We start from the raw sequence: 26712 nt of genomic DNA on the forward strand, positions 1-26712 counted from the left end.
ATGGAACAACACCGAGACTACCCGATCATGGCCCCTGTCCAGCAGCGTCGCGGACCCGTTCGCGCCCTTTCCGTCCTGGCAGCTGCTGCGGCCCTGGCCGCCCTCGCGAGTCCCGCGGTGGCACAGAACTTCCCCATTACGTCCGGCCAGCGGGCCACGGCTGAGCAGGTCGCCCAGCAGGGCGTTCCCATCGGCGATCTGGCGCCCAATGCGCCAGACAACTACACCGTCAAGCGCGGCGACACGCTCTGGGCCATTTCCGGCATGTTCCTCAAGAGCCCCTGGAAGTGGCCGGAACTCTGGGGCATGAACATGGCCGAGGTGCGCAATCCGCACCGCATCTATCCTGGCCAGCAGCTCTACCTTGAAAGAAAAGACGGCCGCGCCCTGCTGCGCATGGGCCAGGCCCCCGCAGGCAACGAGCCGAGCGACGTCATCCGTGTCACGCCGCGTGTGCGTGTCGAGCCAATCGCTGGCGATGGCGCGGTTCCCACCCTCAAGACCCACCTGATCGAGCCATTCCTGTCCGAAGCGATGATCGTCGACGAGGGCACGCTCAATTCAGCGCCACGTATCGTTGCCGCGCCGCCTGAGCGCTTCCTGATCACCAAGGGCGACCGCGCCTACGCGCGTGGCCTTGCCGCCACCCCGCTCACGCAGCGCACAGCCGGCCGCAACGACGACTACCGCGTCTTCCGCAATGCAGTGGCGTTGCGCGACCCCGTCACCAAGGCGATCCTGGGCTACGAAGCCAAGTATGTGGGCCGCGCTTCGCTCGTTCGCAGCGAAGGCTCTGAAATGGTCCGCACGTCGGGCGGCAGCGCAGAGACCATGGTGGTGCCGGCCACCATTGATATCGTCGCGGCCAAGGAAGAGATGCGCGTGGGCGACCGCCTGCTGCCTGAGCCGCCGCGCCAGTTCCAGACTTACGTGCCGCACGCGCCCAACGGGCCGCTGGTCGATGCAGCCATCGTGTCCGTCTATGGCGATGCCGTGTCGTACGCAGGCCAGAACCAGGTCGTCGTGATCAACAAAGGCACCGCGGACGGCATCGAAACCGGCCACGTGATGGCCATCCTGAAAAATGGCGGGCTCATTACCGACAACTCCCAGGACGGCGAGCGCAAGCTGCTCAAGCTGCCCGACGAGCGCAATGGCCTGCTGATGGTGTTCCGCCCCTACGAGCGCCTGTCGTACGCATTGATCCTCGAGATCAATGACACGGTCAAGGTCGGCGACCGACTCGTCAATCCCCGCTAATCCGGATCGCGTTTTTTCATGGAGCGCGACGAGCTCGCAGCGTGGCTGCGCCTTGCCCTGGCGGAGGGTGTCGGCAACGGTGCCGCACGTAAATTACTGGCTGCCTTCGGCCTGCCGAAAGCGCTTTTTGCGCAATCGCAGGCAAACCTCTCGCAGGTGCTGTCGCCTGCCAAGGCACAAGCACTGCTGACTGAGCCTGCCGGCCTGGCCGATCTGCTGGAAGCCACATGGCAGTGGCTCGAGGCGGACCGCACCCACCGCCGCATCCTCACATTGGCTGATGCCCGCTATCCCCAGGCACTTCTCAACACGGAAGACCCGCCGCTGATGCTCTATGTGATGGGCCAGCCCATCGACGCATGGCCGGCCTCGATCTCCATGGTCGGCAGCCGCAACCCGACGACGCAAGGCGCGACCACCGCGCGGCAGTTCGCATGCAGCTTTGCGCAAGCGGGCTACACGATCGTCTCCGGGCTGGCACTGGGCATCGATACCGCCGCGCATGAGGGCGCGCTCGACGCAAAGACGCCTGGCCGCATTGCCACGATTGCGGTGGTGGGCACGGGCCTGGACCGCGTCTACCCGAAACGCAACCTGGACCTTGCGCATCGCATCGCCCGGGACGGGCTGATCATCAGCGAGTACCCGATCGGCACACCGCCGCTGTCGCAGAATTTCCCGAAACGCAATCGCATCATTGCAGCGCTCGGCCAGGGGACGCTGGTCGTTGAGGCAGCGCTGCAATCAGGCTCGCTCATCACGGCTCGACAGGCGAACGAGCAGGGCAAGGACGTGTTCGCGATTCCGGGCTCGATTCACTCGGTGCAGTCGCGCGGCTGCCACGCACTGATCAAGCAGGGCGCCAAGCTCGTCGAGACCGCACAGGACGTGCTCGAAGAGCTGTCGGCGCCGGGCTCGTCGCGGCGGCCCGCGGTGGAGCCTGAGCGCGAAGACACCGAGCCTGATCCCGTAGAGGGCGACTCATTGCTCGCAGCGCTGGGGTTCGATCCCGTGAGCCTCGATGCGCTCGTGGCGCGCACCGGCATTGCCGCCTCGGTGTTGCAGGTGCGGCTGCTCGAGCTGGAAATGGACGGCGAAGTCACGCGCCTGGCAGGCGGGCTGTTCCAGCGCGTCGGCCAAGGCTGAAGGCACCGGCCAACCCCGCCACGCAGTGGCCCGTTCGCGGTGTTGCCTTTTCGCGCAACGCGCAAAGACCGCTTGCATGCTGATGGGAGTTCGCGGTTATATTGGTGCACATGTTCGAAGTGCTCGTTTTCGTTTACGAAAACTACTGGCGCGGTGAGGCTTGCCCCGAGCTGCAACAGCTTGGCCGCAAGCTCAGCGCCCACGGCTTTGACGCCGAAGAAATCAGCGCAGCGCTGGTCTGGCTCGACGGCCTGACGATAGCCGCCCAATCTGCGGCGCAGTCCGTTGGCGCAGGCCTTGAAGAATCCCCCATCAGCTTCCTGCCACAGCAGCAGTCCGCCTGGAGCATGCGTGTGTACTCTGCGTCCGAGCAGGCGCACCTGGGTGCGCAAGGTCTGGGCTTCGTGATGTTCCTCGAGTCTGCTGGCGTATTGCCTGCGGCCATGCGTGAAATCGTGATCGACCGGGCCATGGCCGTGAATGCCGAACCCATGACGGTCGACGAGCTGAAAATCATTGTGCTGATGGTGTACTGGAGCTTCGGCCAGGAACCCGATGCGCTCGTGCTCGACGAGCTATGTGACAGCGCCGAAGGGCGGCTGGCGCACTAGCAGCCGACAGTGCACAGCCAGCAGCGCGCGGCCGGCCGCGCGCATTCAAGACACAACTACTGCAGCAGCCGTTCCGGATTCGCGTCCAGCTTGGCCAGCGCGTCGCGCGTCGCACGCACCGTCAGTGTTTCTTCTTCGGCCGGCAACAGCAGTCCGGCCTGCAGATAGGCCGCCAGGCGCCGCAGCTGGATCAGGTAGCTGCGGCCACCGGGCGCGGCAAACAGGTGCAGTTGTTTGCGCTCACTGCGCCAGACGTACTGCACGGACGTCGTCGCGCCGTTGTGGTCCAGCGAAAACCAGTTGCCCTGCTGCAGCTCTTGCGCCCAGGACAGCATGCCGGCGCTCGGACGCGAGCCGCCGTCGGCAACCACTTCGATCATCGACGCGTCGATGCCCAGCATCATCTCGATCGTTTCGCTGTCCAGCGGCAGATCGGTGTTGGGGTCGTCGGCGACAAAGTCTTCGAGGTTGGCCAGGCGCTTGGCCATGGCGTCGATCTGCGCTTGCGGAATCGATTCGGTCTTGGACAAGAAGGCGTCGGCCAGCGTATCGCCGATGGCCTTGATGTGCGCTTCCTGGTCTGCGCCGATGATGCCGATCAGCGTCATGCCCTGGCGCAGGCGCAGCAGCAACTTTGGCAGTTCCTGGATCACGCGAGCGCGTTCAGCGCGGTTGGGTTTGGCACTTGCGGCCCACACGAGATCCGATGCGGAGCTTTTGAGCGCCAGCGTATCCGCATGCTGCGGACCGTTCTTCACGGCGGAAACGGCCAGCACTTCCGCCCAGGTCTTGAAGAGGAACTCGCGGATCTCGTCGCGCATCGGCATGTCTTTGAGCATGGCGCGCAACTCGATCGTGTACTGGATGACCAGCGTTTCTTTCTGCTCGACCTGCTGGGCCACACTCACCAGCTTTTGCGTCGGCCCGCCTTCGGTGAGAAAGCGCGACAGGAATTTCTGGAACTCGTCGTACACCAGCTGGAACACGCGCCGGCCCGTCTCGGGGTATTGCTCGATGACCTGCACCACGCGCTTGATCTCGACTTCAAGTGTGCTGCCGCCAATCGTCGCGGCATTGAAGCCCATCACGCACGAGCCCATGCGGTCGATCAGCTGGCGGGCCGGATGCTCGAGCGAGCCGAAGAACTCCGGCTCGGCAATGGCCACGCGCAACACCGGCATCTGCAACCGCGCGAACCACACCCGAATGGCCGGCGGGATGCGCTCTTCAGCCAGGATGCTCTGGAACATCAGCGCAACGATTTCGATCGTCGCCTTCTCGGTCTGGGTGTTCGCCTTCTTCTTGAGCTCGCCCGTGCGCTTGCGCAGGTCGACAGCGACTTCCTGCACGTCGGCATCGTCATAGATGATGATCTCGTGCGCTGTCGCCGTGCCGCTGGCGGCCATCTGCGTGGAATGTTGCTGTGTGGCCTGCACATGGTGGTGCTGCAGTGCCTCGGCCAGCGCAGGCGATGGGCGCGTCGGCGCCGGGCCGTCGAAGCCGATCACTTTTTCGGTCAACAGCCGCTTGAGCTGGCCCAGCACGCCAGTAGCGCGAGCACGTGCCCTCGCCAAAGGCGGGCTCGTCGTCATCATGCGAGTCTCTTCGGAGACGCCGCCTCCCTGCCGCGAGTCCATGCCTGCCCGACCAGTGTGGACGGAGCCCTGGTAATCCGGCGACGAGGGCATTGCAGCACCGCCGCGCGCGTAACCGCCACTGACTGCATCTGGTCCGCGCGGTTGTTGCGCGCGTCCGCCTGCGCCGTAGCCAGGGCCGCCTGGTGGATAGCCACCTGCCTGCCCACCGCCTTGACCGCCCGCGTAGCCACCGCCGCCTTGTGATCCGCCACCCTGCGTCCACCCGCCCGGCCCAGGACCGCCCTGTGGTGCATACCCGCTGTCACCGCCGCCACCTGGCGACGGATAGCCGCCCGCAGGCCCGTAGCCGCCGCCTGCGCCGCCGCCTGCCGCGCCACCACCACCGGCGCCGCCACCCCGCGATGAGCCTGCGCCGCCGTAGGAGCCTGGCGCGGCGGGACCTGAATAGCCACCGCCACCTGCCGCGCCGCCAGAGCTGCCGGGGCCGCCTGATCCGCCCTGACCACCCTGACCGCCGTATCCCGCGCTGCCCGGGTCCCCATAGGCACCCTGATTGGGATAGCCGCCATCCTGGCCGTAATACCCGCCACCCTGGCCGCCGGGTCCGCCTTGCGCGCCAGGCCCGTATCCACCAGGGCCGCCAAATCCACCAGACCCGCCCGCCCCGCCTGGACCGGCCTGACCTGCGCCGCCATAGCCTGGCTGGCCAGCCCCACCTTGGCCGCCATAACCGCCCTGGCCGCCGAAATTGCCCTGGTTGCCGTAGCCAGCCTGGCCACCCGGCGCACCGTAGCCGCCCGGGCCGGGTTGTCCGCCGGATCCCGGTTGACCATACCCCGGCTGACCGTACCCACCACCCGGACCACCACCCGGGCCACCCGCGCCGCCGGGGCCACCCCCGCCGCTGCCCTGGAAGCCCCCGTGGCCCGACGACTGAAATCCACCTTGGCCTGGCTCCTGGTTGCCGATGCCGCCACCGGGCCCACCCCCACCGCCACCCGAACCCGTTCCGCCGACAGGCGGCGCGGCAGGTGGCTTGCGTTGCGTGGGAGACGATGCTGCCCGGCGAACGCGGGCGTTCAAGTCGATATCGCGCAGCACATCCTGCGAAATCAGGAATTCATTCGTGCTGACATAAGCCTCAGGAATCTTTGCGGCCAGCTGTTTTTGAACGACATCCTGGACCAGGCTCCAGACCTCGCGGGTCAGGCCGGCGCCCGTCCACTGCTCGATCACGAGCTGCGAAAGCGCTTCGGGCCGCAGGATATCGGTAGAGGCGGGCTCCTCAGGGCCTTCGAGGAACTGCATGCGAGCCTTCAGCTCGTTGACCTCCATGGCCGTCTTTTCCTGGATGGAGAGCGCCATGCGGCCGGAAATGATCTTGTTCTCGACGACGTCGTCGCCGATCAGCTCCAGGCTGATCTGGTCGAGCCGGACGCGGCCTGTCGCCGTGGGCGGAACCAGCGCCTTCTTCCAGGCAGCCAGCAGCCCCTTTTGCCAGGCGCCCCCCTTCTTGTCGTAGTCCATCAGCGCGTCACGGCGCTCGTACATCTCGCGCGAGCCACCGGCGCTTTCGGCCAGCTCCGCCAGGCGCGCACGCACTGCCTGCCCCATCGGCGCGATCACGGCCTGCGCCTGCGCGACGAAATGCTCACGCGCCTGCCGCGCGAGGCGCGCGGCAGTTTCGCGAGGCAGGGGGGTTTCGCTCACGTTCGAGTTATAGCCTTAAACAGTGGCACCGGCGTTGGGATCAGCAGGGTCCTCGTCCTTCTTTGTTGCGGATTTGACGAGGTCTTCCCGCTTGATGCCGAGCCACATTGCAATGGCCGCGGCGACGAAAACCGACGAGTAGATGCCAAACAGGATGCCGATCGTCAGCGCCATGGCGAAGTAATGCAGCGTCGGGCCGCCGAACAGCAGCATCGACAGCACCATGATCTGCGTGGACCCGTGCGTAATGATGGTGCGGCTGATCGTCGAAGTGATGGCGTTGTCGATCACCTGCACCGTGTTCATCTTGCGGTAGCGCCGGAAGTTCTCGCGGATCCGGTCGAAGATCACGACCGACTCGTTCACCGAGTAGCCCAGCACGGCCAGCACCGCCGCGAGCACCGCCAGCGAAAACTCCCACTGGAAGAACGCGAAAAAGCCCAGGATGATCACCACGTCGTGCAAGTTGGCGATGATGGCCGCCACTGCAAACTTCCACTCGAAGCGGAAGGCGAGGTACACCATGATGCCCACGACCACCATGCCCAGCGCCTTCAGGCCGTCGGTGGCCAGCTCCTCACCGACTTGCGGGCCGACGAATTCGGTGCGGCGAAGCTGCACATTGGGGTCAGCGGCCTTGAGCGCGCCGAGCACCTTCTCGCTTTGCTGCGCCGAGCTCACGCCCTTCTGGGCGGGCAGGCGGATGAGCACATCGCGCGAGGTGCCAAAGTTCTGCACCTGAACATCTGCGAAGCCCAGGCCCGCTACGGTCTTGCGAACACCTTCGACGTCGGCGGACTGCGAATAGCCCACTTCCATCACCGTGCCGCCGGTGAATTCAACCGACAGGTGCAAGCCCTTGGTGACGAGGAAGAACACCGCCGCCGCGAACGTCAGGAACGAGATGATGTTGAACACCAGCGCGTTCTCCATGAACGGGATGTCGCGCCGGATCTTGAAGAATTCCACCTGTGTCCCCTTAGTCTGCTTTGGCTACGGCGCCGTCCGCATCGGGGCGCCATACCGTGCCAATCGATACCGACTTCAGCTTCTTCTGGCGGCCATACCAGAGGTTGACGAGGCCGCGCGAGAAGAACACCGCCGAGAACATCGACGTGAGGATGCCGATGCAGTGCACAACGGCGAAGCCGCGCACCGGCCCCGAGCCGAATGCAAGCAGCGCCACACCCGCAATGAGCGTCGTGATGTTCGAGTCGAAGATGGTTCCCCATGCCCGCTCGTAGCCCGCATTGATCGCGGCCTGCGGCGACGCGCCGTTGCGCAACTCCTCTCGCACGCGTTCGTTGATCAGCACGTTCGAGTCGATGGCCATGCCCAGCGCAAGCGCCATGGCGGCCATGCCGGGCAGCGTCAACGTGGCCTGCAGCATCGACAACACCGCCACCAGCAAGAGCAGGTTGACGGCCAGCGCGATGCCTGAGAACAGGCCGAACAGCATGTAGTAGATCGCCATGAAGGCGCAGATCACCGCAAAGCCCCAGGCCACCGAGTGGAAGCCCTTGGTGATGTTCTCGGCACCGAGCGTCGGGCCGATGGTGAATTCCTCGATGATTTCCATGGGCGCAGCCAGCGAGCCGGCACGCAGCAGCAGCGCTGTGTCAGCCGCCTCCACCGTGGTCATGCGGCCGGAGATCTGCACGCGGCCACCGCCGATTTCGCTGCGGATCACCGGCGCCGTCACGACTTCGCCCTTGCCCTTTTCGAACAGCAGGATGGCCATGCGCTTGCCGACGTTCTCGCGCGTGATGTCGCGGAAGATGCGCGAGCCTTTGGAATCCAGCGTCAGGTGCACGGCGGCTTCCTGCGTCTGGTTGTCAAAGCCCGGCTGAGCGTCGGTGAGGTTCTCGCCCGTGAGGATGACCTGCTTCTTGACGATCACCGGTGCGCCGCTGCGCTCGAGGTACTTCTCGGCACCGAACGGCACGGGGCCTGCGCCGATGGCGGCGGAACTCGCTTCGCTGCTTTCATCGACCAGCCGCACTTCGAGCGTGGCCGTGCGACCAATGATGCTCTTGACGCGATTGGGGTCCTGGATGCCGGGCAGCTGCACGACGATGCGGTCAAGGCCCTGCTGCTGGATCACCGGCTCGGCGACACCGAGCTCGTTGATGCGGTTGTGCAGCGTGACGATGTTCTGCTTGAGCGCCTGCTCCTGGATGCGGCGGCCGGCTTCGGGCTTGATGACCGCAGTCAACTTCGAATCAGTGCCGCTCGTCGTGTCAGTGGCCTGCAGGTCAGGGAACTGGTCCGCGATGATGGCCTGCGTGGCCTTGAGGCCTTCAGCGTCTTTGAAGGCGATCTCGATTGCCTGGTTGTTGCGGTTGATGCCGTTGTGGCGAATGCTCTTCTCGCGCATGCTGGAGCGCAGGTCGCCCGCGAGCGATTCAGCCTTCTTGGACAGTGCGGCCTGCATATCGACTTGCAGCAGCAAGTGCACACCGCCGCGCAGGTCGAGGCCCAGGTACATCGGGAACGCGTGCAGCGCCGTGAGCCACGTGGGCGAGCTGGAGATCAGGTTCAGCGCGACGACATAGCTTTCGTCGGCTGCGTCGGGCACGAGCGCCTTCTTGATCGCGTCGCGGGCCTTGAGCTGCGTGTCCGTGTCACGAAAGCGCGCCTTGATGCCCACGTTGTCGATCGTGACGAAGTCGGCCTTGATGCCCGCTGCGGTCAGGGCCTGCTCAACCTTCGCCTGCGTGGACGTATCGACCTTCACGGTCGCCTTGCCCGCCGACACCTGCACGGCCGGCGCCTCGCCAAAGAAGTTGGGGGCCGTGTACAGCGCCCCAATCACCAGCGCGACCAAAATGATCGCGTATTTCCAGATTGCGTATCTATTCATTGCGTTCGGCGTCCGGCGGTATGCGTCAGGTGACAGGCGTCGGGCGTCATCTCAAGCACCAAGCAACCCGCTCAACGCCCAACGCTCAACGCCCAACCTCATTTGATAGTGCCCTTGGGCAGAACTTGAATGACTGCGCTGCGCTGCAGCTGTACTTCGACGCCATTGGCGATATCAACGCTGATATAGCCTTCGCCGAGCTTGGTGACCTTGCCCAGCATGCCGCCTGCAGTGGCGACTTCATCGCCCTTGGCCAGCGCATCGATCATCGCGCGATGCTCTTTCTGCTTTTTCATCTGCGGGCGGATCATGACGAAATACAGCACAACGAACATCAGCACCAGGGGTGCCATGCTCATGAGCGACGACGTCGTGTCGCCACCGGCGGCGGTTTGGGCGAAGGCGGAAGGAATGAACACGGGATGAGTCTCCGGGATGGGATGGATATCGATGCAGATCGCGCACGATCAAGCAGGCATAAACCCTTATGCCTGCTTCGGGCGAAAGCCTTCGATTGTATGCGGCGATGCTGCCAGTCATAAGTTGTAAACCCCGGCAACAGGCAGGGCAATGAGGTGCCTTGCCACTGGGCCGGCGCAGCCCTTGCGCCGCCCAGATGGTGAGTCAAGCCGCCTGGCGCACCGCCGCTGTGCCGCGCCATTGCGCCATCAGCCGCTCCCACTGCGGCCGGGCCAGCGCAAGGTGGCGCTCCTTCACGTGGCCATAGCCCTTGATGAGCTCGGGAACGCGCGCGATCTCCACGGCAAGGCCGTGATTGGCGGCATCCAGCGTGCGAAGCACTTCTTCGACACTGGCGCGGTATTCGCCGATCAAGGCCCGTTCGGTGCGGCGCTCGTGCGTCCTGCCAAAGATGTCGAAAGCCGTGCCGCGCAGCCCCTTCAGCCTGGCCAGCAGCTTGAAGCCGGTGAGCATCCACGGGCCGAACTTCTGTTTGACGAGTTCGCCCTTGTCATTGCGCCGCGCGATCATCGGCGGCGCGAGGTGGAAGTTGACCTGGTAGTCGCCTTCGAACATCGCGGCGATCTTTTCCGCAAAGCCCGTGTCGGTGTGCAGGCGGGCCACCTCGTATTCGTCCTTGTAGGCCATCAGCTTGAACAGGTAGCGCGCGACGGCTTCGCTCAACGCCGTCTTGCCCAGCTTGCTTTCCGCTGCGCGCACGCTTTCCACAAATGACTGGTATTGCTGCGCATACGCTGCGTCCTGGTACTGCGTGAGGAATTCAACCCTGCGCTCCACCAAGGCTTCCAGTGTGTCGCGCTTCTTGAACTCGATCACCTGCGCGGGCGTGAGCAACGCCTCGACCGAGGCCCAGTCGTGCGCGGCGCGGCGGCCCCATTCGAAGGCCGCCTTGTTGTTGTCGACCTGCACGCCGTTGAGCTCCATGGCCCGCACGAGCGATTCGCGCCCCAGCGGAATCCAGCCCTTTTGCCAGGCGTAGCCCAGCATCATCGGGTTGGTGTAAATGCTGTCGCCCATCAGCTTGGACGACACGGCATCTGCATTGAATGCGCCAACACCTTCGGCGCCCACGGCTTTGGCGATTTCCCCCGCGCAGGCATCCGCCGGATTGGCCCAGTTCGCGTTCTTCACGAATGCTGCTGTGGGCGTGCTGTGCGAGTTGAGCGCGACATGCGTGCGGCCCTCGCGCATGCGCAGCACAGTCTCCTTGCCGGCCGTGACGATGGGGTCGCAGCCGATGATCAAGTCAGCGCCCGCCATGCCGACCTTGGTCGTGCGGATGTCTTCGGCGCGCTCGCCGATCAGCACGTGGCTCCACGTCGCGCCGCCCTTTTGCGCGAGCCCCGCCGAGTCCTGCGTGATGATGCCTTTGCCTTCAATGTGGCCCGCCATGCCGAGCAACTGCCCGATCGTGATCACGCCCGTGCCACCGACACCGGCCACCACGATGCCCCACGCCCCGTTGATGCGCGGCAGCACGGGCTCGGGCAACGTGCCCGTCATCTCGAACGGTGAGACCGACTTGGTTTTGGCCTTGCCCTTGAGCTTGCCGCCCTCGACGGTGACGAAGCTCGGGCAGAAGCCTTTGAGGCAGCTCGTGTCCTTGTTGCAGGTGTTCTGGTTGATCGTGCGCTTGCGGCCGAACTCGGTTTCAAGCGGCTCGACTGACAGGCAATTGCTCTTGGCGCTGCAGTCGCCACAGCCTTCGCACACCAGGTCGTTGATCACGACGCGCACGGCCGGGTCAACCATCTTTCCGCGCTTGCGGCGGCGGCGCTTTTCAGTCGCACAGGTCTGGTCGTAAATGATGGCCGTCGTGCCTTTGAGCGTGCGGAACTCGCGCTGGATTTTGTCGAGCTCATCGCGGTGGTGCACCTGCACACCCGGCGGCAATTTCGCGAGTGTGTATTTCTCTGGCTCGTCCGTCACGATGACGAGCTTCGTCACGCCTTCCGCCGTCAGGCTGTGCGCGATCTGCAGCACGCTGTGGCCCTCGGGCCGCTCGCCGACTTGCTGGCCGCCTGTCATCGCGACGGCATCGTTGTAGAGCACCTTGTAGGTGATGTTCACGCCCGACGCGATCGACTGGCGGATGGCAAGCAGCCCGCTGTGAAAGTACGTGCCGTCGCCCAGGTTCGCGAACACGTGATCTTCGGTTGTGAACGGCGCCTGGCCGACCCACGGCACGCCTTCGCCGCCCATCTGCGTGAAGCCGATGGTCGAGCGGTCCATCCACGTCGCCATGAAGTGGCAGCCGATGCCTGCCAGTGCGCGCGAGCCTTCCGGCACCACGGTGGAGGTGTTGTGCGGGCAGCCCGAGCAGAACCACGGCGCGCGGTCACCCTTGACCTCCAGCACATCCATCGAGCGCTCTTTTGCTTCAAGGATGGCGAGCTGCGCGTCGATGCGCGCGCTGATGTCGGCATCGACGCCGAGCTTCTTCAGCCGCTTGGCAATCGCGCGCGCAATCAGTGCGGGCGAGAGGTCAGCGTTTGCGCGCAGCAGCGTTTGCCCGATCGGGTTGGGCAGCGACCATTCACCACCCGAATAGTCGCCGCCCGCTTCCTCGAACTTGCCGAGCACGTTGGGCCGCACGTCGGGCCGCCAGTTGTAGAGCTCTTCCTTGATCTGGTATTCGATGACCTGGCGCTTTTCTTCGACAACAAGAATCTCGCGCAGGCCGGTGGCAAATGCGCGCGTGATCTGCGCCTCGAGCGGCCACACCACACCCACTTTGTGCACGCGAACGCCGATGCGGCGGCAGGTGTCGTCGTCCAGCCCTAGGTCGAGCAGGGCCTGGCGCATGTCGTTGTAGGCCTTGCCGCTCGCGATGAGGCCGAAGCGGTCGTTCGGGCCTTCGATCACGTTGTAGTTCAGCCGGTTCGCGCGGATGTACGCCAGCGCCGCGTACCACTTGTAGTCGAACAGGCGCGCCTCCTGTTCGAGCGCGTTGTCCGGCCAGCGGATGTGCAGGCCGCCTGGCGGCATCTCAAAGTCGGTCGGGATGCGGATATCGACGCGCTCCGGATCGATCATCGCGGTGGACGCCGATTCAACGACCTCCTGGATCGTCTTCATGCCCGACCACAGGCCCGAGTAGCGGCTGAGCGCGATGGCGTGGATGCCCTGGTCGAGGATTTCCTGCACGTTCGCCGGGAAGAACACCGGCAGGCCGCACGCCTTGAAGATGTGGTCGCTCTGGTGCGCGGCCGTCGAGCTCTTGGCGACGTGGTCGTCACCGGCCACTGCAATCACGCCGCCCCAGGGCGTGGTGCCTGCCATGTTCGCGTGCTTGAACACATCGGACGTTCGGTCCACGCCCGGCCCCTTGCCGTACCAGATGCCGAACACGCCATCGAACTTGTGTTTGTCTTGCGGCACGAACCCGAGTTGCTGCGTGCCCCACAACGCCGTCGCTGCCAGCTCTTCGTTCACGCCCGGCTGGAAAACGATGTTCTGTGCCTTGAGGTATTTGCTCGCGTTCCACAGCGCCTGGTCGTAGCCGCCGAGCGGCGAGCCGCGATAGCCACTGATGAAGCCCGCCGTGTTCTTGCCGGCGTTCGCATCGCGCAGGCGCTGCAGCATGGGCAGCTTCACCAGCGCCTGCACGCCGCTCATGAAAGCGCGGCCGTAGTCCAGCGAATACTTGTCGTCGAGCGTGACGGTTTCGAGGGCTTTGCGAATGTGTTCGGGCAGGGGGGCGTTCATAGGGAAGAAAGTGTAGGGAGAACGCCCCGATATGTCTTTGCTTTCGCGGGTGGCGCGAGGGTTATCCCGCAGGGAGCCTTGTTGGCTGCGTAGGCTGCTGTTGTCCGGGGTGGGCCACGGGCGTGGGGGGGCCGGTTCACTCCGTGTCCCTCCGCCGCCCTATGGGCGAGCTCCTTCCTTAACCTGCGTGAACCGGCCACCCAACGCCCGCGGCCTGCGCAGTGCGGTTGGCGATCAACTCAGTGATTGCGGCCGTGGCGCGCCGCCTCAATGGCGGCGATGTCGATGTTCTGCATCGTCATCATCGCGGCGAACACCCGCTTGGCCGCGGCCGGGTCCGGGTCGCTAATCCCGGCCATGAGTGCACGTGGCGTGATCTGCCACGACACGCCCCACTTGTCTTTGCACCAACCGCACTCGCTCGCTTGACCGCCGTTGCCCACGATGGCGTTCCACAGCCGATCGGTCTCGGCTTGGTCATCGGTTGCAACCTGGAACGAGAAGGCTTCGCTGTGCTTGAACATGGGTCCGCCGTTTATGCCCAGGCACGGAATGCCCATCACGGTGAATTCGACAGTCAGAACGTTGCCCTCTTTGCCGTTCGGATAGTCACCGGGCGCTCGATATACGGCCCCTACTGCGCTGTCTGGAAAGGTCGTCGCGTAAAACGTCGCGGCTTCCTCAGCTGTGCCGTCGTACCAGAGACAGATCGTGTTCTTTCTCATCATCGGGCTGCTCCTTGAAATGTGCGATTTTCAAGTGATTTGGTGTCGTTTGGCAGCCTTCTGGGGATAGCCAAGGGTGCCGGATGATCAACTCAGTGATTGCCCCATTCCGAATGAACAAAGCGCAGCCGCGATCACCGAGTAAATCGATGACCGCGCTGCTTAGAACTGCGAGCGCCGGGTGGCCTTTTCCCGCAGGTAAAGAAGGGAGCCCGGCCTCGTGGCCGGCGGAATGACACGGAGGGAAAAGGCCACCCGGCGTTCGCAGTTCCGCCCTGAACGAATCAACGATCCAGTCGCGGCTGAACCGGCGCCGCAGTGAGATACCCCACCGACGCGCCAAAGCGGTCCTTGTAGTTCGCGCGCACCAGCGGATCGAGCGTGGCCTGCACCTTGGCGTGGATACCGCCCCAGTCGCCGGGGTGCTGGAAGTTGCTCATGATGTACGTCCAGCCGTTGATCTCATCGACCGCGTGCAGGCCGGTGGACTCACCGCCTGATGGCACCGACATCACGCGCGACAGCTGCTTCGTGTCGACGTTGTACGCCCACAGGAAGTTGTTCACGTGGCTGCTGCTGTCCTCGCCGATGAACAACGTGCGCATCTTCTCGGAGAACTTCAGGTTGTCCGGGTTGGCGATCTTCTCGGGGTTGGACGTGTTGCCCAATGCGTCGGACGCAATGTCTTCACCCATCAGGAAAGCACGCGTGCGCACCGGCATCCAGTCGCTGGTGATCGCGGCACCGTCGGTGTCTTTCACGCCGCCAGCCAGGTCATGCGCCATCACACCACCGGCATTCAGGCCCTTTTCCACCGTCACGTTCAACGCCTCGCGCCACGCCGCGTTGTTGCGCACCATGGAAGACTGGATGTTCTGCAAGGCCGAGTACGCCACCTTGTCCTTCGCATTCACGGTCGTGCCTTCAAGCTTGGTGAAAGCCATGCTCGCGCCCTTCAGGTTGGCGTAGCGGTGTGTCTCCAGGAAGGCAGCAGCCTTCTCCATGCCCGGCTTGAGCTTGACCCATTGGGCAACGCCGTCGCAGAACATCTTCGTGTAGGTGGCGTCGGCGGGATCAGTCTTCGTCACCGTCATGATGTCCGAAGCCTTCAGCGTGTTGGCCAGCGCTTCGATCTCGGCGCTGGTTGCATGCCCGAGGTTGATCCACGACAGCGCGGCTCCCGGCGCAGCCGGGTCGATCGAAAAGCCCGTGCCGACCTTGGCCACATACAGCGTGCCGGCCGACAGGTCCGCTGCCTTGTCGGCGACGAACACGAACAGGCCGCCGTTGGTGTAGTCGTCGCCCATCAGCACCGTGCGGTTGTCAGGCATCACCTGCACGAGCTCGTGCGAGATGCGGCCCATGCAGTAGTGCTTCTTGATAGACGCCGTGCCGTCGTTGTTGACGGTGACTTCCGGCGTGTGACCATAGTGATACGGGTTGGCTGCCGTCTCGCTGCCGAACAGGTTCTTGCTGAACGCCTTGAACATCGCGTTGGTCTCGATGAACGCGGCGTCCGGCTCGTACTCTTCACTGGACAAGTGCGTGTTCCACGGCGACAGGCTCGCGCCGCACGTGATCCACAGGCCATGCACCGACGACGTGTTGACGTTGTGGTACTTCACCAGGTTCAAGCAGCCATTGGATGGGTTCTGGTCCAGCGTCAGCACTGCGATGGGCGAGGGCAGCACGCCATAGGTGCTGGCACCGGCCTGGTCACGCGAGTTGTATTCGAACTGCACGACGGCAAACACCGGCTTGCCCGTGACGCCGGCAACGCTGGCATTCGGCAGCGCGAGCAGCGAAGTGCCGTCAGGCGAATCGGAGAAGAACTGGCGCTCTTTGCCTGCCACCGACTTGTCGATGATCGGCTGGCCATTGATGTCGAAGTAGCCGCCAGCCAGCACCGTGCCGCCGCTGCCGTTGGGCACAGCGTCGCCCGTCATGAAGAACGGCTGGTAAGCGAGCTTGTACGTCTGCGAATTGCTGAAGCCACCGCTGCTGAAATTCACGGTGAGGCTGCTGTTGACGAGCGTCGTCGCCATGTCGGCGGGCGTCGCGAGCGAGGGCGCGGCCATCGGCGTGAACGTCGCGCTGGTGAACGCAGAGATCGTGCCGTCGCCGCCACCGCCGCCACACGCGGCGAGCAGGCTGGCGCCTGTGACTGACGATGCAAGCGGCAGCATGGGCGCGCCTGCGAGGAATTGGAGAATGCTGCGGCGGGAAAGAGTGGTGTTGGTCATGCGTCGCAGTGTTCGCGCCGCGCATTTCAGCCGCGTGACAAATCCCCCGCACTTCGGTTGTAGTGCTTTAGCGTGTCACGCCTGTGTCATGCGATTGCGGCAATCACTGTGCAGCAATCACTTGGGCCAGAGCACCCACAAGCGCAGCGGCTGCTTGAGCCGCCCCGCGATCTCGCCAGCTTCATACCCGCCACCGGTGAAGTAGTCGGCACGCACCGCGCCGACGATGGCGCTGCCCGTGTCCTGCGCGAGCACAAGCCGTTGCAGGTTCACCAGCGGCCCCGGTGATGCAAGCCACACCGGCGTGCCGTACGGAATGCTGTCTTTGTCCACCGCGATCGACCTGCCCGGCGTCAGCGCAACGCCTTGCGCACCGCGCGGGCCTGACGAAGCATCGACATCCGTGATGGGCTCCTCGCGAAAGAACGTGACGCGCGGATTGCTCCACAGCAATTCATTGAGCCGCTGCGGGTTTTGCTGCGCCCATGCCTTGATGCCGGGCCACGACGCATCGCGCACCGCGCCTTGCTGCAACAGCCAGCTGCCGATGCTGCGATAGGGCTGGTCGTTGGTGCCCGCGAATGACATGCGAACCAGCCGCACGCTGCCATCGGCCTCGGCCAGGCGCAGCCGGCCCGAGCCTTGTATCTGCAACATCATTGCGTCGAGCGGATCAGCCACATACGCGATCTCACGGCCGCGCAGTGCAGCGCGAGCATCAGGCAACGTGTCGATTTCCTGCCGCGTGAACCAGGGCCGGCGCGATGCGAGCGATGCAGGCGGGCGGTAGAGAGGCACTGACTGCGAAGCCGTGGGCACACGGCTCGCGTCGAGCAGCGGCTCGTAGTAGCCAGTGAGCAAGCCTTCTGCACCTGCAGGCGAGCCCTGCAAGGGCTCGACCCGATACGGCTGCAGCCGCTCTCGCATCCACGCGCGCTGCTCATCCGCTGATGCAATCGACAGCCGCCTGATCTGCGGGCACAGCGGAACAAAGGCGGGCGCAGGCCGCTCGCAGCTCTTGAGCCACGCGTTCCATGCATCGTGCAGCGCGTCTTCGTCGAAGCCAGGCAGGTCGCGAAAGCGCACGGGCTGCCAGCGGCTCTTGCCCTGCACGATCGCAGGCGGCAGCGGCCCGCTCTCATCCGCCACCGGCGCGGCGCCACCCGGCGCATTGCGCGGTGGCTCATCTGCGGGTGGTAGCGGCACGCTCGAGCATGCGGCCAGCATTCCTACAATCAACGCAACAAGGAAACGCCTCATGCTGCTGATTTTGCTTGAAGCCCTGCTCGCGTTGGTGCTGCTCGTCGCCATCGTGTGGTGGACGATGTTCTCGGGCCGCAAGAAGGGCGAACTTCCACCAAGCGACAAACCCGACGACAAGCCCTGACTTGCTCCCTCCCCCTCTGGGGGAGGGCCGGGGTGGGGGCAGGCCGCACCCCAAAGCCAGCGACGCCTAAGCCATCAACCCCGCCAGCCGCCGCACCGCATCCTCGGACAACGCACGGTCAACCTGCGTGTCCTCGTTGTTGTAGTCGTGCGGGCCTTGCGCCTGCACCAGCAGCCCGTCGCGGCGCGGCACCATGGCGAGGTTGTGGCCGCGCCAGTACAACGCGTAGTCCACCTGGGGCTGCGGAATCAATCGCGCTGTCTGTCCGCGCACGGGCACGATGGATTTGTCGCCGAACAGCGCCTTCGCGCCGTAGCCTGTGCAATTGACGATCGTTCGTTCACGCAGGCCCGCGATCTGCCGCGCATGCACGAAGTCACGCTGCTCGATCTCACCGCCTTCACGCAGGAAGTCGTCCATCAACAGGCGCTGGTACGTCGCCAGGTTGAACACCAGCTGCGCAAAGCGGCGCGCGTGCGGCGCCTTGAATGGATGCTCGCCGGGCCGCAGCGTCACCAGGCGCGGGCGCAGCTCGCGAACGCGCTCTTCCAGCTCGGCGTACTCGGGCTCTTCATCGGGGCCGGTGTCGGGCAAGGGCTCTTCGAATGGCGTGTCGGACACCACATAGGCGTCGTGCCACTCCACCGGCTCGCCCGGCAGGCCAAGCATCGACTGCCACGTCTTGAACGAGCTGCGCGCCATGCGCTCCCATTGCGCGGCAACCGGCGGCGTGGCGTGTTCTTCGGTGTAGAGCCGCGAATCGGGCGACCACACGCCCGTGGCTGCCGACGAGCGCACTTCAGGCGGGCGCTCCTTGCAGTAGATGCGCACACGCAGCCCCGCGCGCTGTGCGACGCGCGCCGTCGTCAGTCCAATTGCGCCGCAACCAATGATGGCAATGTGTCTGTCGCGCGTCGCCAGGATCAGCGGCAAGGCCTGCCGGGCAGAGCCCCACGAGAGCGACCAGCCGCTGCCCCCGTGGCCGTAGTGATGCACGACATGCTTGCCGTGCAACTGCTGCGCCTCGATGCGCGGGCCTTGCGGGCGAAACGGCCGCGTGCACACGGCGAAGTCGATGAGCCGGTCAGGCTCGGCGCGCACTTTGGCCAGTGGTGCGTTCGCACGAAACGGCAGCCGCGGCGCAACACCCGATGCGTCATCGGCCAGCGCCGTGAGCGGCGCGAAGGGTGCGAGCGCGCCGGCCGCCCACGGAATCGACTGGAGCAACTGCCGGCGATGAATCACTTGCCGTTCACCACTCGCAGCAGATTCGCCAGCTCCACCGCCGACTTCACTTCCATCTTGTCGAACACGCGTGCGCGATGCACTTCCACGGTGCGAACGCTGATGTCGAGCTGGTCGGCGATGAGCTTGTTGGGCAGGCCTTCGATCACCAGACGCATCACGTCGCGCTCGCGCTCGGTCAACTCCGCCAGGCGCGCCTGCAGCTGCGTTGCGCGGCGCCGCTGCGCCAGCACCTCGGCCGACTTTGCAATGGCCTGCTCGATACGGTCGACCAGTGCGTTGTCGGAAAACGGCTTCTCGCAAAAATCAAAAGCGCCGCGCTTGACCATGTCCACCGCCGTGGGCACATCGGCATGGCCCGTGAGGAAGATGACCGGCATCGCCTCCACCAGCTTGCGCTCTGCGAGCTGGTCAAACAGCGCCAGCCCGCTCATGCCGGGCATGCGCACATCCAGCAACAGGCAGCACGGCTGCGAGAGATCGATGCGGTCGAGCGTGGCGTGAAACTGCTCTGCGCCCGCATACGTTTCGGACAGCAGGTGGCGCGAGCGCAGCAGCCATGCCAGCGCCTCGCGCACGCTCGCGTCGTCATCGACGATAAAAACGGTGGCGTTGGTTGCAGGTTGCATCAGGCGGGGATTGTCGCTGCGACGGCTTTGGAAGTGACAGGCAGCGTGAACCTGAAGATCGTACCCACCGGCTCACGCGGCTCGAACCCGAGGAATCCCCCATGCTGCTCCACCACCGTGCGGCACAGCGACAGGCCCAGGCCCATACCCTCGGATTTTGTGGTGAAGAAGGGCGTGAACAGCTGCTGCTTCACGTCCTCGGGGATGCCAGGGCCCACATCGGCCACCGAGAACTCCAGCCAGCCCTTGCCCGCATCTGAAGGGCCTGGCGCGCGCCGCACCTCGATCACGAGCGAAGGCTCCGCCACACGCGCCTCGTCCATTGCCTGCATCGCATTGCGCGCGAGATTGAGCAGCACCTGCTCGACCATCGTGCGGTCGCACATCACATCGGGCAGGGCACGTTCGAGCTTCGGGTCCACCCGCACGCCCAGCTTGCGCGCCTGCAACTGCACGAGCGGCATGATCGCGTCGAGCAAGCGCTGCGGCTGCACGGGTTCGCGCTCGCTGTCGCGTCGGCGCACGAAATCATGCACGCTCTTAATCACCTTGCCTGCACGCTCGGCCTGCTCAGCGATGCGGCGCATGGCGAGCTCAATGTCCGCGATGTCGGGGCCGTGCGGCGATGCGGGTGCGCCGGCCTTGAGCAGGTTCATCGAGCCCGTTGCGTAACTGGAGATCGCGGCCAGCGGCTGGTTCAGCTCGTGCGACAGCAGCGACGCCATCTCGCCCACCGTCGCCAGCCGCGCCGTGGCCTGCAGCCGCTCCTGGCTCGCGCGCGACAGCTCTTCGATGCGGCGCTGCTCGCTGATGTCGAGAAAGGCGCTCATCCAGCCCGTCTGCAGGCCGTCGTGGTTGATCAGCGGCGCTTCAATGATCAGCACCGGAAAGCGCGAGCCGTCCTTGCGCATGAACACTGATTCGAAACCTTCGCGCGGCGGCACATGCTGGCCTGCGAGGCGGACGTCCTGGCGCTTCTGGTATTCGCCCGCCAGCTCGGGGGGCCAGTAGGGCGCTGGCGTTTCGTGGCCGAGAAGTTCTTCGGGCTCGAAGCCGACCATCTGGCAGAACGCGGGGTTCACATACGTGATGCGGCCTTGCAAGTCGCGCGCGCGCAAGCCGGTGACGAGCGAGTCTTCCATCGCCTTGCGAAAGGCCAGCGCATCGGCGAGGTCGTCTTCCGCCTGCAGGCGTCGGCGCTGGTCCTTGGCGAGCAACACGAGCACGGAAACCAGCGCGATCGACATCGCCGTGACAAGCGCCGTGAGCACATTGGGGAACACATCGGGCGCGCCGCGCCAGCTGTCCATGCGCAGCACCATGGTGTTGCCCGGCAAGTCGAGCAGTTGCTGCGAAGTGAACACGCGGCTGCCGCGACGTGGCGCGCCTTGCATCGCCAGCCGCGTGCCGTCAGCTTCGGTGAACGAGATGTCCTGGCTGCGTGTGAGCGCAGGCCCGACGAGCCCCGCCAGCATTTCGCTGAGCGAGTAAGTCGCCACCACGTAGCCGGCAAGTTGCCCGGCGTTGATCAGCGGCAGGCACAGCTCCATGACCTCGATGCCCAGCCCGTCCTGCTGCGGCAGGAAGTAGCTGCTCGAATAACCCGGGCCGCTCGCACGGCGCCCGTTGGCGCAGGCCGCCACCACATCGGACTGTGCGTTCGGCCGGCCGAGGCGGTCGAATGGTCCGGGGCGATAGGGCGTGTCGACGTATTGGCGCACAGCCAGTGCAGCGTCGCGCCATTCAATGCGCATCCACTCGCGATGATCGCGGATCAGGCGCGAGGCCTCCAGGTTCCAGGTGTCTGACTGAGGCTGGCCCGCGTGCAGCGCCTGCAGGCTCTGCACGTTGCGCGTCAGCGCCGTGCGGATGTCGCCCAGCGCGTCGGTCGTGTCGCGGTCGAGGCGGCTTTGCACCTGGCTCGCTTCATAGCGGCCCGCCAGCCACACGAGCGTCACCAGCGTCGCGGCGACCAGGCCGATCAACAGTGCCCAGAGCAACACGCGCACACGCATGGATGCACGCTCGCGCGGCTGCAGCGCGCGAGCGGGTGCGAGCGAAGCCTTGGTCACAAGATACGGTGTTCCAGCGCAGGCAGCTGCGCGCGCAATTGGTGCTGCCTCTGCGCATCCAGCTCTGCCACGACAACGCCGGCGCCCTCGGCGCGCTGCTGCAGCACGACGCCCCATGGATCAACCACCATGCTGTGGCCCCAGGTGCGCCTGCCGTTGGCATGGACGCCGCCCTGCGCCGCTGCGACGACAAAAGCCAGGTTCTCGACGGCGCGCGCACGCAGCAGCAGTTCCCAATGCGCCTGGCCCGTCACGTACGTGAAGGCGCTGGGCACGAGCAGCACATCAGCGTGCAGCGAGCGATACAGCTCCGGAAAGCGCAGGTCGTAGCAGACGCTCATGCCAATGCGCCAGGTGCGCCCGTCGCGCGAGGTCACGTCGAATGCCACGGGCTGCGCGCCACGCTCGATCACGCGCGACTCGTCGTATTGCTCGCGCCCGTTGTCGAACTTGAACAGGTGGATCTTGTCGTAGCGCGCCACGCGCTCGCCATCGGGCCCGTACACCAGGCTGGTGTTGAGCACGTGCGCGTCGTCGCTGCCCACAAGCGGCATCGTGCCGCCCACCACCCACAGGCCATGCTCGCGCGCGGCGCCGGCCAGGCAACGCTGGATAGCGCCGTCGCCAAGCGCTTCGCGTACGGCGAGCTTGTCGCTGTCCTTGTGGCCCATCAGGCAGAAATATTCAGGCAGCAACGCCAGCTCAGCGCCCGCCTGTGCAGCTTCGCGCAGCAGCGCGCGCGCGGTGTCGAGGTTGGTCGCCACATCCGGCGCGGAGACCATTTGCAATGCGGCGACTTTCATGTGGCTAGTGCCTGTGCGAAAAAAATCAGTTGGTGCCGACGGGCCGGGGATTTTCTGCAGCAGTGCTGACCGGCGGCGCGTCACCTTTGTAAGGCACGCGCGTGATCTTCGGGTCAGACCAGGTGCCGGTGATGTGGAACTCCTGCGTGTTCGCGCGAATGAGCGGCTGGCGCAGGAACAGCTGCGCGAGAAACGTCCCCACGCCGATGGCCGGATTGATCACGCTGGCCACAAGCGACGCCGTACCCGCATTGATCTCGGGCACGACCACCACCTTGATGTCCTGCGTCTCGCGGGCAATGTCGGCGCGGCCCTCCATCAGCACGGCGGCGTTCACGCCCTTCATCTGCAGGTTGTTGGTCGCAGCGATGCCGTCTTCGATCGTCACGTCGCCGCGCAGGAAGTCGAAGCCGAAGCCCTCGGTGAACACATCGCGGAAGTCGAGCGTGAGCCGGCGCGGCAGCGACTGCAGGCTCAGCACGCCCAGCAGCTTGGCCAGGCCCGGGTCCGCCTTCAGGAACTGGCCCGATTCGATGTTGACGGTGAAGGCACCGTCGAGCGTGGGGTAGTTCAGCGCCAGCGGCGAGCCCACCCACGCCACTTGCCCTTCCATGCGCCCCTTGCCGCGCCGCACGACGTCTTTCATGCCGAAGCGCGCGAGCAGCTGGCCCGAATCCTGGATGTCCAGCTTGAACTTCATCGCAGTGCGGCGCTTTTCAGCCACAGGCGCTGCGCCCGGCCGCGCTGGTGCGGCGGGGCCGCCAGCGGGCGCTTGGGCGTTGAGTGCGACCCAGTTGCCCGTCGCGGCGAACTGCGCTTCGGGCGTCGTGAGGTTCAGCTTGTTCAGCCGCCACTCGCGCACACCACCATCGCGCGCCACGGAAGCCGCGCCACGATTGACGGCATCGATCTCCAGCTTGCCGAGCTTCTTGCCACGCAGCTCGAAGTCGTCCACGACGATGTCCAGGCCCGGCAGCACCTCGGGCTGTTCGTCCAGCAATGACTCCACCTGCTTTGCCTCGGCCGCTGCAATGATGAGTCGTGCCAGGCGCGCGTGCAGCCGCCCCGCACCCGACGCGGTGGACTGCCTGTATTCCACATAGCCATTGAGCTCGTTCGCATCAATATTGGCCCGCCACAAAGGGCCGTCGCGCGACCCGCCGACCACAACGTTATGCAGCACGCGGCCCTCGACGGTGAGTTCCTTGGCGCGTACCGCCATCACGGTGGGCAGGTAGCTCGCGGCTGCCGAGGCGGTGTTTGCACCAGCGGCTGAAGGGCGCAGCTGCGCGGCCGTGCCACCTGTGACACTGGTGCTGGCCACCTGGCCCAGCGCGTCGTCCCAGGCATCGAGGTTCACCGTTGCGAAGTTCACGTTGGCGGCCACGCCCTGGTCCGTGACGGGCACTGACTCGCCCGGCGCCAGGCCCACTGCAATCCCGCCGCGCACCACGCGCGGCTCGGGGCCCGAGAGGTCCCGCACGTATGAAACAGCCAGCAGGCGGCCCAGCTCGACGCTCAGCTGGTCCTGCAGCTTGCCCGTGCTGACCGACTCTCGCACGAGCGTGTTTTCGTAGCGCAGGGGCAGCGCCGACTCCGCGCTCTTGACGAGCGGTGGCGGCAGGTTCACGGCCAGCCCCTGCAAGGTGCTCGTCACGCTGATCTCCGAGACGCCGGCGCGCAAGCCCATGGTGAGGTTGTAGGGCGAGCTGCCGGTGGCGTCGCGCGCAATCCGCGAGACGAACCCCAGCTCCTTTGCCGCACGCAGGCCTTCGGCCGTCGCAACGCCTTGTGCGCGCAGCAGCACCGTCGGCTCGCTGCCCGCAGCCGCGGCGGCGGCCGACACGGTGCGGCTGCCGCCTTCTATCCTGACGTCGCCCCCGAGCGCGCGCGCCTGTCCGCCCGTCACCGTGAACCCGCGTTCGCTGAAATTGATCACACCACGCGCTTTCGACAGCAGCGGCGTGTCTGGCGTGACCTGGATGTCGTTGGAGGCAAGCGTGACGGTGCCCTGCACGCGCGACTGCTCGATCGTGGCGATCGGCAGTTCCAGCCGCAGCTTGACCTCCGAATTGCCCGTGGCCGACGTCTTGGCCAGCGCGTTACCGATCAACCCCGCGACGGGCGACACGTTCACCACCTGCAACGCCTGGTTGAGCGGCCCCTTGATCTCGCCTGTGACGCTGACCACCGCGCCTTTGTATTCAGGAATCTGCGCATCGCTCTTGACCTGCAGGCCGGGCGCCCCGGCGAAGCGCGCCGTTGCGCCTTTGATCTGCATGCCGTTGCCGATGAAGACCAGCTCGGCCGACAGCTGCGTGAGCGGCGGCCACACACCGGCAGCCTTGTTGCGATCAGGCGGCACGAACGCGAACGTCACATCCTTCACATCGGCCCGTATATCGAGCGTGCCAACCTTGGCATCGCGAAACGGGAAGTCGTGCAGGTCTCCCTTGACCTTGAAACGCGCATTGCTCACATGGCCCTGGATCACCGAATCGCGAACGTAGTCGCGCGCCGCCTTCGCCACGCCGACCGGCAAGTAACGATGGACCTTGGCGCCATTGGCGCGCACGAGGCTCGCCTGCAGGTCGAGCACGCCGGGAAATCGGGTCGAAGGCGCTGCGCCGGTGCGCCAGCTGATCTGGCCCTGGCCTTCCAGGTCGGGGTTGCTGAATTTCAAGCCGCTGACAGTGGCGGTGATGTCCTGCCCATTGACCTGCCACTGCATGTCGGCCGCCAGATCGTCAAAGGCAATGACAGGCTCTTCGAGCACGCCCGGCACATCGACTGCGCCACCGCGAATCTGCAGCTTGCCCTTGCCGCCCGCCTGCGTGAAGTCGAAATCCAGTGTGGCGCCACGAATGCCCGGTGTGCCTGCATGCCCCGGGCCTGCGGTCGCCGAGGCCGCCGGTGTCGCAGGCTGCGCCGCAATTTCAAGCTGCACGGCGCGGCCTTTCGCCTCGTATTTCTGCAGCTGTGCGATGGGGCCCTGCCACTTCGCCTCGACTTTCTCGACCAGGCCCCGGGGCGCATAGGCTGCCAATGCCGCATGCGTGGCCGTGCTCAGGGGCAGGCGCGTGGCGATCTGCGAGACGGCAAACAAGTCCAGCTTGTCCGCGCGGATTTCACCGCGCGCCGGACGGCTGCCTTCGGCATCGGTCCACTGCACAAAGACATTGCCGCCGGGCCAGCGCTGGCCCTCCTGTGTGGTGAACTGCAACTCGCGGGTCTCGAATTCGAAGCCGCCTGCCAGGCGCTTGCCGCCCAGCCGGCCCGACAGCGACTGCAGGGCCAGCGGCGTGAGCTGCGGACCCAGGCGCGTGCTCACGTCGGCGAGCACGAGGTCGGCGGTGCCACCCACAATCTGCCCCTTTGCGACGTCGGCCCACGCGCGCAAGGCGCCGCGGCCTTCGCTCACCTCGATGCCGACATGGGCGTAGCGGCGCAGCTGCGACACATCCACGCGGGAGAAGTCGCCGTGCAGCTGGCCATCCCATTCCTGCCACTGGCCATTGCGACGCGACAAAAGCGGCTGGCGAAACAAGCCGCGCACCGAAAAGCGGTCGCCCCAGTCGGCCGGCGGCGTTGCGTCCAGCCGCAGCGCATGGCGGCGTGTGCTGTTGCGCATCACGAAGTCGACGTTGGCCAGGGCCAGGGGCGGCGCATTGCGCAACTCGTCGGTCCAGCGGATGATGCCGCCGCGGATCACGAATTCGGTCTGGCCGAAAAACCAGTCGGCGCCACGGCCATCGTTGTCGCTCGAGCGCGAGAAGTCCAGGCCGGCCACGAAGATCTTGCCGTCTGCCGCACGGCGGATATCGAGCTCGGGCTTGTCCACGTACAGCTGCTCGAAGCTCAGGTTCCACAACGACCGGGGCGACAGGGCTGCCACCACGCGAGGCAGGCGCAACGCAGGCCGGCCCTGCGGGTCGAGCAGGACCACATCGACCAGCTCGAACGACGGGATCAGGAACTCGCTGTGGGCCGTGACGCTGCCAATGCGCACAGGTACCCCCAGGACGCGCCCGACTTCGGTTTCCAGCTCGGGGCGAAGCTCACCGATTCGCGGCACAATGAATCCATGAAGAGCGCCCCACGCCATCACGAGTACAAGCCACGCGGCCAGCAAGAGCCACAGTGCCCACTTCACGGCGGCAGCGTAGGACCGCAGGAAACGTGATGAAGTCGGCTGCAAATCGATCATGAATAGGTCGTGGTGGCAGGAATTA

The 26712-nt window shown here is 65.4% G+C and carries 16 protein-coding genes and 2 pseudogenes; 4 read left to right on the forward strand and 14 right to left on the reverse strand.

Translation table 11 applies throughout. The annotated features are described in order from the left end of the window. Positions 1 to 27: 27 nt before the first annotated feature. The 3 genes from GHT07_RS14900 (at position 28) to GHT07_RS14910 (ending at position 3017) form a co-directional block, all read left to right on the forward strand. Positions 28 to 1260, forward strand: coding sequence for a LysM peptidoglycan-binding domain-containing protein (locus tag GHT07_RS14900; protein WP_153585899.1), 1233 nt, complete (start codon positions 28 to 30; stop codon positions 1258 to 1260). Between the two features lie 18 nt (positions 1261 to 1278). Next, entirely contained in the window at positions 1279 to 2406 is a 1128-nt protein-coding gene (gene dprA / locus GHT07_RS14905; protein WP_153585900.1) for a DNA-processing protein DprA, read from the forward strand. A 110-nt stretch (positions 2407 to 2516) separates the two neighbouring features. Further along, a complete protein-coding gene (locus GHT07_RS14910) occupies positions 2517 to 3017 on the forward strand; it encodes a DUF494 family protein (RefSeq protein WP_153585901.1) in 501 nt (166 codons plus the stop codon). Positions 3018 to 3073: 56 nt separating this feature from the next. Here the strand turns inward: GHT07_RS14910 and GHT07_RS21525 are convergent. From GHT07_RS21525 to mltA, 9 genes and pseudogenes are all read right to left on the reverse strand, one after another. Next, positions 3074 to 4852: pseudogene (locus GHT07_RS21525) on the reverse strand (DUF1631 family protein); the annotation flags it as partial. A gap of 807 nt (positions 4853 to 5659) precedes the next feature. Continuing rightward, positions 5660 to 6325: pseudogene (locus tag GHT07_RS21530) on the reverse strand (DUF1631 family protein); the annotation flags it as partial. Positions 6326 to 6340: 15 nt separating this feature from the next. Continuing rightward, positions 6341 to 7294, reverse strand: coding sequence for a protein translocase subunit SecF (gene secF / locus GHT07_RS14920; protein ID WP_323740952.1), 954 nt, complete (start codon positions 7292 to 7294; stop codon positions 6341 to 6343). A 10-nt stretch (positions 7295 to 7304) separates the two neighbouring features. Beyond that, on the reverse strand, positions 7305 to 9188 hold the full coding sequence (secD, locus tag GHT07_RS14925; protein WP_153585903.1) for a protein translocase subunit SecD: 1884 nt from the start codon (positions 9186 to 9188) through the stop codon (positions 7305 to 7307). Positions 9189 to 9286: 98 nt separating this feature from the next. Further along, positions 9287 to 9607 carry a preprotein translocase subunit YajC gene (yajC, locus tag GHT07_RS14930; protein WP_323740953.1) on the reverse strand — a complete coding sequence of 107 codons (321 nt, stop codon included), beginning with the start codon at positions 9605 to 9607 and terminating at the stop codon, positions 9287 to 9289. Positions 9608 to 9812: 205 nt separating this feature from the next. Beyond that, the gene (locus GHT07_RS14935) at positions 9813 to 13376 is read right to left on the reverse strand and encodes an indolepyruvate ferredoxin oxidoreductase family protein (RefSeq protein WP_153585904.1); all 3564 of its coding nucleotides are present in this window, start codon (positions 13374 to 13376) and stop codon (positions 9813 to 9815) included. 239 nt (positions 13377 to 13615) lie between these two features. Next, positions 13616 to 14104 (reverse strand): VOC family protein, encoded by a 489-nt coding sequence (locus tag GHT07_RS14940; protein ID WP_153585905.1) that lies wholly within the window; start codon positions 14102 to 14104, stop codon positions 13616 to 13618. Positions 14105 to 14385: 281 nt separating this feature from the next. Next, on the reverse strand, positions 14386 to 16344 hold the full coding sequence (locus GHT07_RS14945; protein ID WP_153585906.1) for a PhoX family protein: 1959 nt from the start codon (positions 16342 to 16344) through the stop codon (positions 14386 to 14388). Positions 16345 to 16461: 117 nt separating this feature from the next. Continuing rightward, positions 16462 to 17655: a murein transglycosylase A gene (gene mltA / locus GHT07_RS14950; protein ID WP_153585907.1), complete on the reverse strand. Its 1194-nt coding sequence runs from the start codon at positions 17653 to 17655 to the stop codon at positions 16462 to 16464. On the opposite strand from mltA, the gene GHT07_RS21650 reads away from it, so the two are divergent. Then, positions 17603 to 17731, forward strand: coding sequence for a hypothetical protein (locus GHT07_RS21650; RefSeq protein ID WP_267237624.1), 129 nt, complete (start codon positions 17603 to 17605; stop codon positions 17729 to 17731). The genes mltA and GHT07_RS21650 overlap by 53 nt on opposite strands. A 66-nt stretch (positions 17732 to 17797) precedes the next feature. Here the strand turns inward: GHT07_RS21650 and GHT07_RS14955 are convergent, their stop codons facing one another. The 5 genes from GHT07_RS14955 to GHT07_RS14975 are packed head-to-tail and all read right to left on the reverse strand — an operon-like array spanning position 17798 to position 26687. After that, entirely contained in the window at positions 17798 to 18976 is a 1179-nt protein-coding gene (locus GHT07_RS14955) for an FAD-dependent oxidoreductase (RefSeq protein WP_323740954.1), read from the reverse strand. Beyond that, on the reverse strand, positions 18973 to 19605 hold the full coding sequence (locus tag GHT07_RS14960) for a response regulator transcription factor (RefSeq protein WP_153585908.1): 633 nt from the start codon (positions 19603 to 19605) through the stop codon (positions 18973 to 18975). Before GHT07_RS14960 ends, GHT07_RS14955 begins: the two co-directional genes overlap by 4 nt. Further along, on the reverse strand, positions 19605 to 21620 hold the full coding sequence (locus GHT07_RS14965; protein ID WP_153585984.1) for a two-component system sensor histidine kinase NtrB: 2016 nt from the start codon (positions 21618 to 21620) through the stop codon (positions 19605 to 19607). The genes GHT07_RS14960 and GHT07_RS14965 overlap by 1 nt, the downstream gene beginning before the upstream one ends. A 53-nt stretch (positions 21621 to 21673) precedes the next feature. Continuing rightward, entirely contained in the window at positions 21674 to 22480 is an 807-nt protein-coding gene (locus tag GHT07_RS14970; protein WP_153585909.1) for a carbon-nitrogen hydrolase family protein, read from the reverse strand. A 25-nt stretch (positions 22481 to 22505) separates the two neighbouring features. Continuing rightward, complete coding sequence (locus GHT07_RS14975; RefSeq protein ID WP_153585910.1) at positions 22506 to 26687, reverse strand: YhdP family protein; 4182 nt, start codon at positions 26685 to 26687, stop codon at positions 22506 to 22508. Positions 26688 to 26712 lie beyond the last annotated feature (25 nt).

This window comes from Caenimonas koreensis DSM 17982 (assembly GCF_009646335.1).
Lineage (GTDB): Bacteria > Pseudomonadota > Gammaproteobacteria > Burkholderiales > Burkholderiaceae_C > Ramlibacter > Ramlibacter koreensis.

Excerpts from the sequence above, each read along its gene's own strand:
- GHT07_RS14975 (WP_153585910.1), bottom strand. The coding sequence starts at position 26,687 with ATGATCGATTTGCAGCCGACTTCATCACGTTTCCTGCGGTCCTACGCT.
- GHT07_RS21650 (WP_267237624.1), top strand. The coding sequence starts at position 17,603 with ATGCTGCTGATTTTGCTTGAAGCCCTGCTCGCGTTGGTGCTGCTCGTC.
- GHT07_RS14960 (WP_153585908.1), bottom strand. The coding sequence starts at position 19,605 with ATGCAACCTGCAACCAACGCCACCGTTTTTATCGTCGATGACGACGCG.
- GHT07_RS14970 (WP_153585909.1), bottom strand. The coding sequence starts at position 22,480 with ATGAAAGTCGCCGCATTGCAAATGGTCTCCGCGCCGGATGTGGCGACC.
- GHT07_RS14965 (WP_153585984.1), bottom strand. The coding sequence starts at position 21,620 with ATGCGTGTGCGCGTGTTGCTCTGGGCACTGTTGATCGGCCTGGTCGCC.
- GHT07_RS14900 (WP_153585899.1), top strand. The coding sequence starts at position 28 with ATGGCCCCTGTCCAGCAGCGTCGCGGACCCGTTCGCGCCCTTTCCGTC.
- GHT07_RS14935 (WP_153585904.1), bottom strand. The coding sequence starts at position 13,376 with ATGAACGCCCCCCTGCCCGAACACATTCGCAAAGCCCTCGAAACCGTC.
- GHT07_RS14910 (WP_153585901.1), top strand. The coding sequence starts at position 2,517 with ATGTTCGAAGTGCTCGTTTTCGTTTACGAAAACTACTGGCGCGGTGAG.
- GHT07_RS14940 (WP_153585905.1), bottom strand. The coding sequence starts at position 14,104 with ATGATGAGAAAGAACACGATCTGTCTCTGGTACGACGGCACAGCTGAG.
- GHT07_RS14945 (WP_153585906.1), bottom strand. The coding sequence starts at position 16,344 with ATGACCAACACCACTCTTTCCCGCCGCAGCATTCTCCAATTCCTCGCA.
- secD (WP_153585903.1), bottom strand. The coding sequence starts at position 9,188 with ATGAATAGATACGCAATCTGGAAATACGCGATCATTTTGGTCGCGCTG.
- mltA (WP_153585907.1), bottom strand. The coding sequence starts at position 17,655 with ATGGCGACGAGCAGCACCAACGCGAGCAGGGCTTCAAGCAAAATCAGC.
- dprA (WP_153585900.1), top strand. The coding sequence starts at position 1,279 with ATGGAGCGCGACGAGCTCGCAGCGTGGCTGCGCCTTGCCCTGGCGGAG.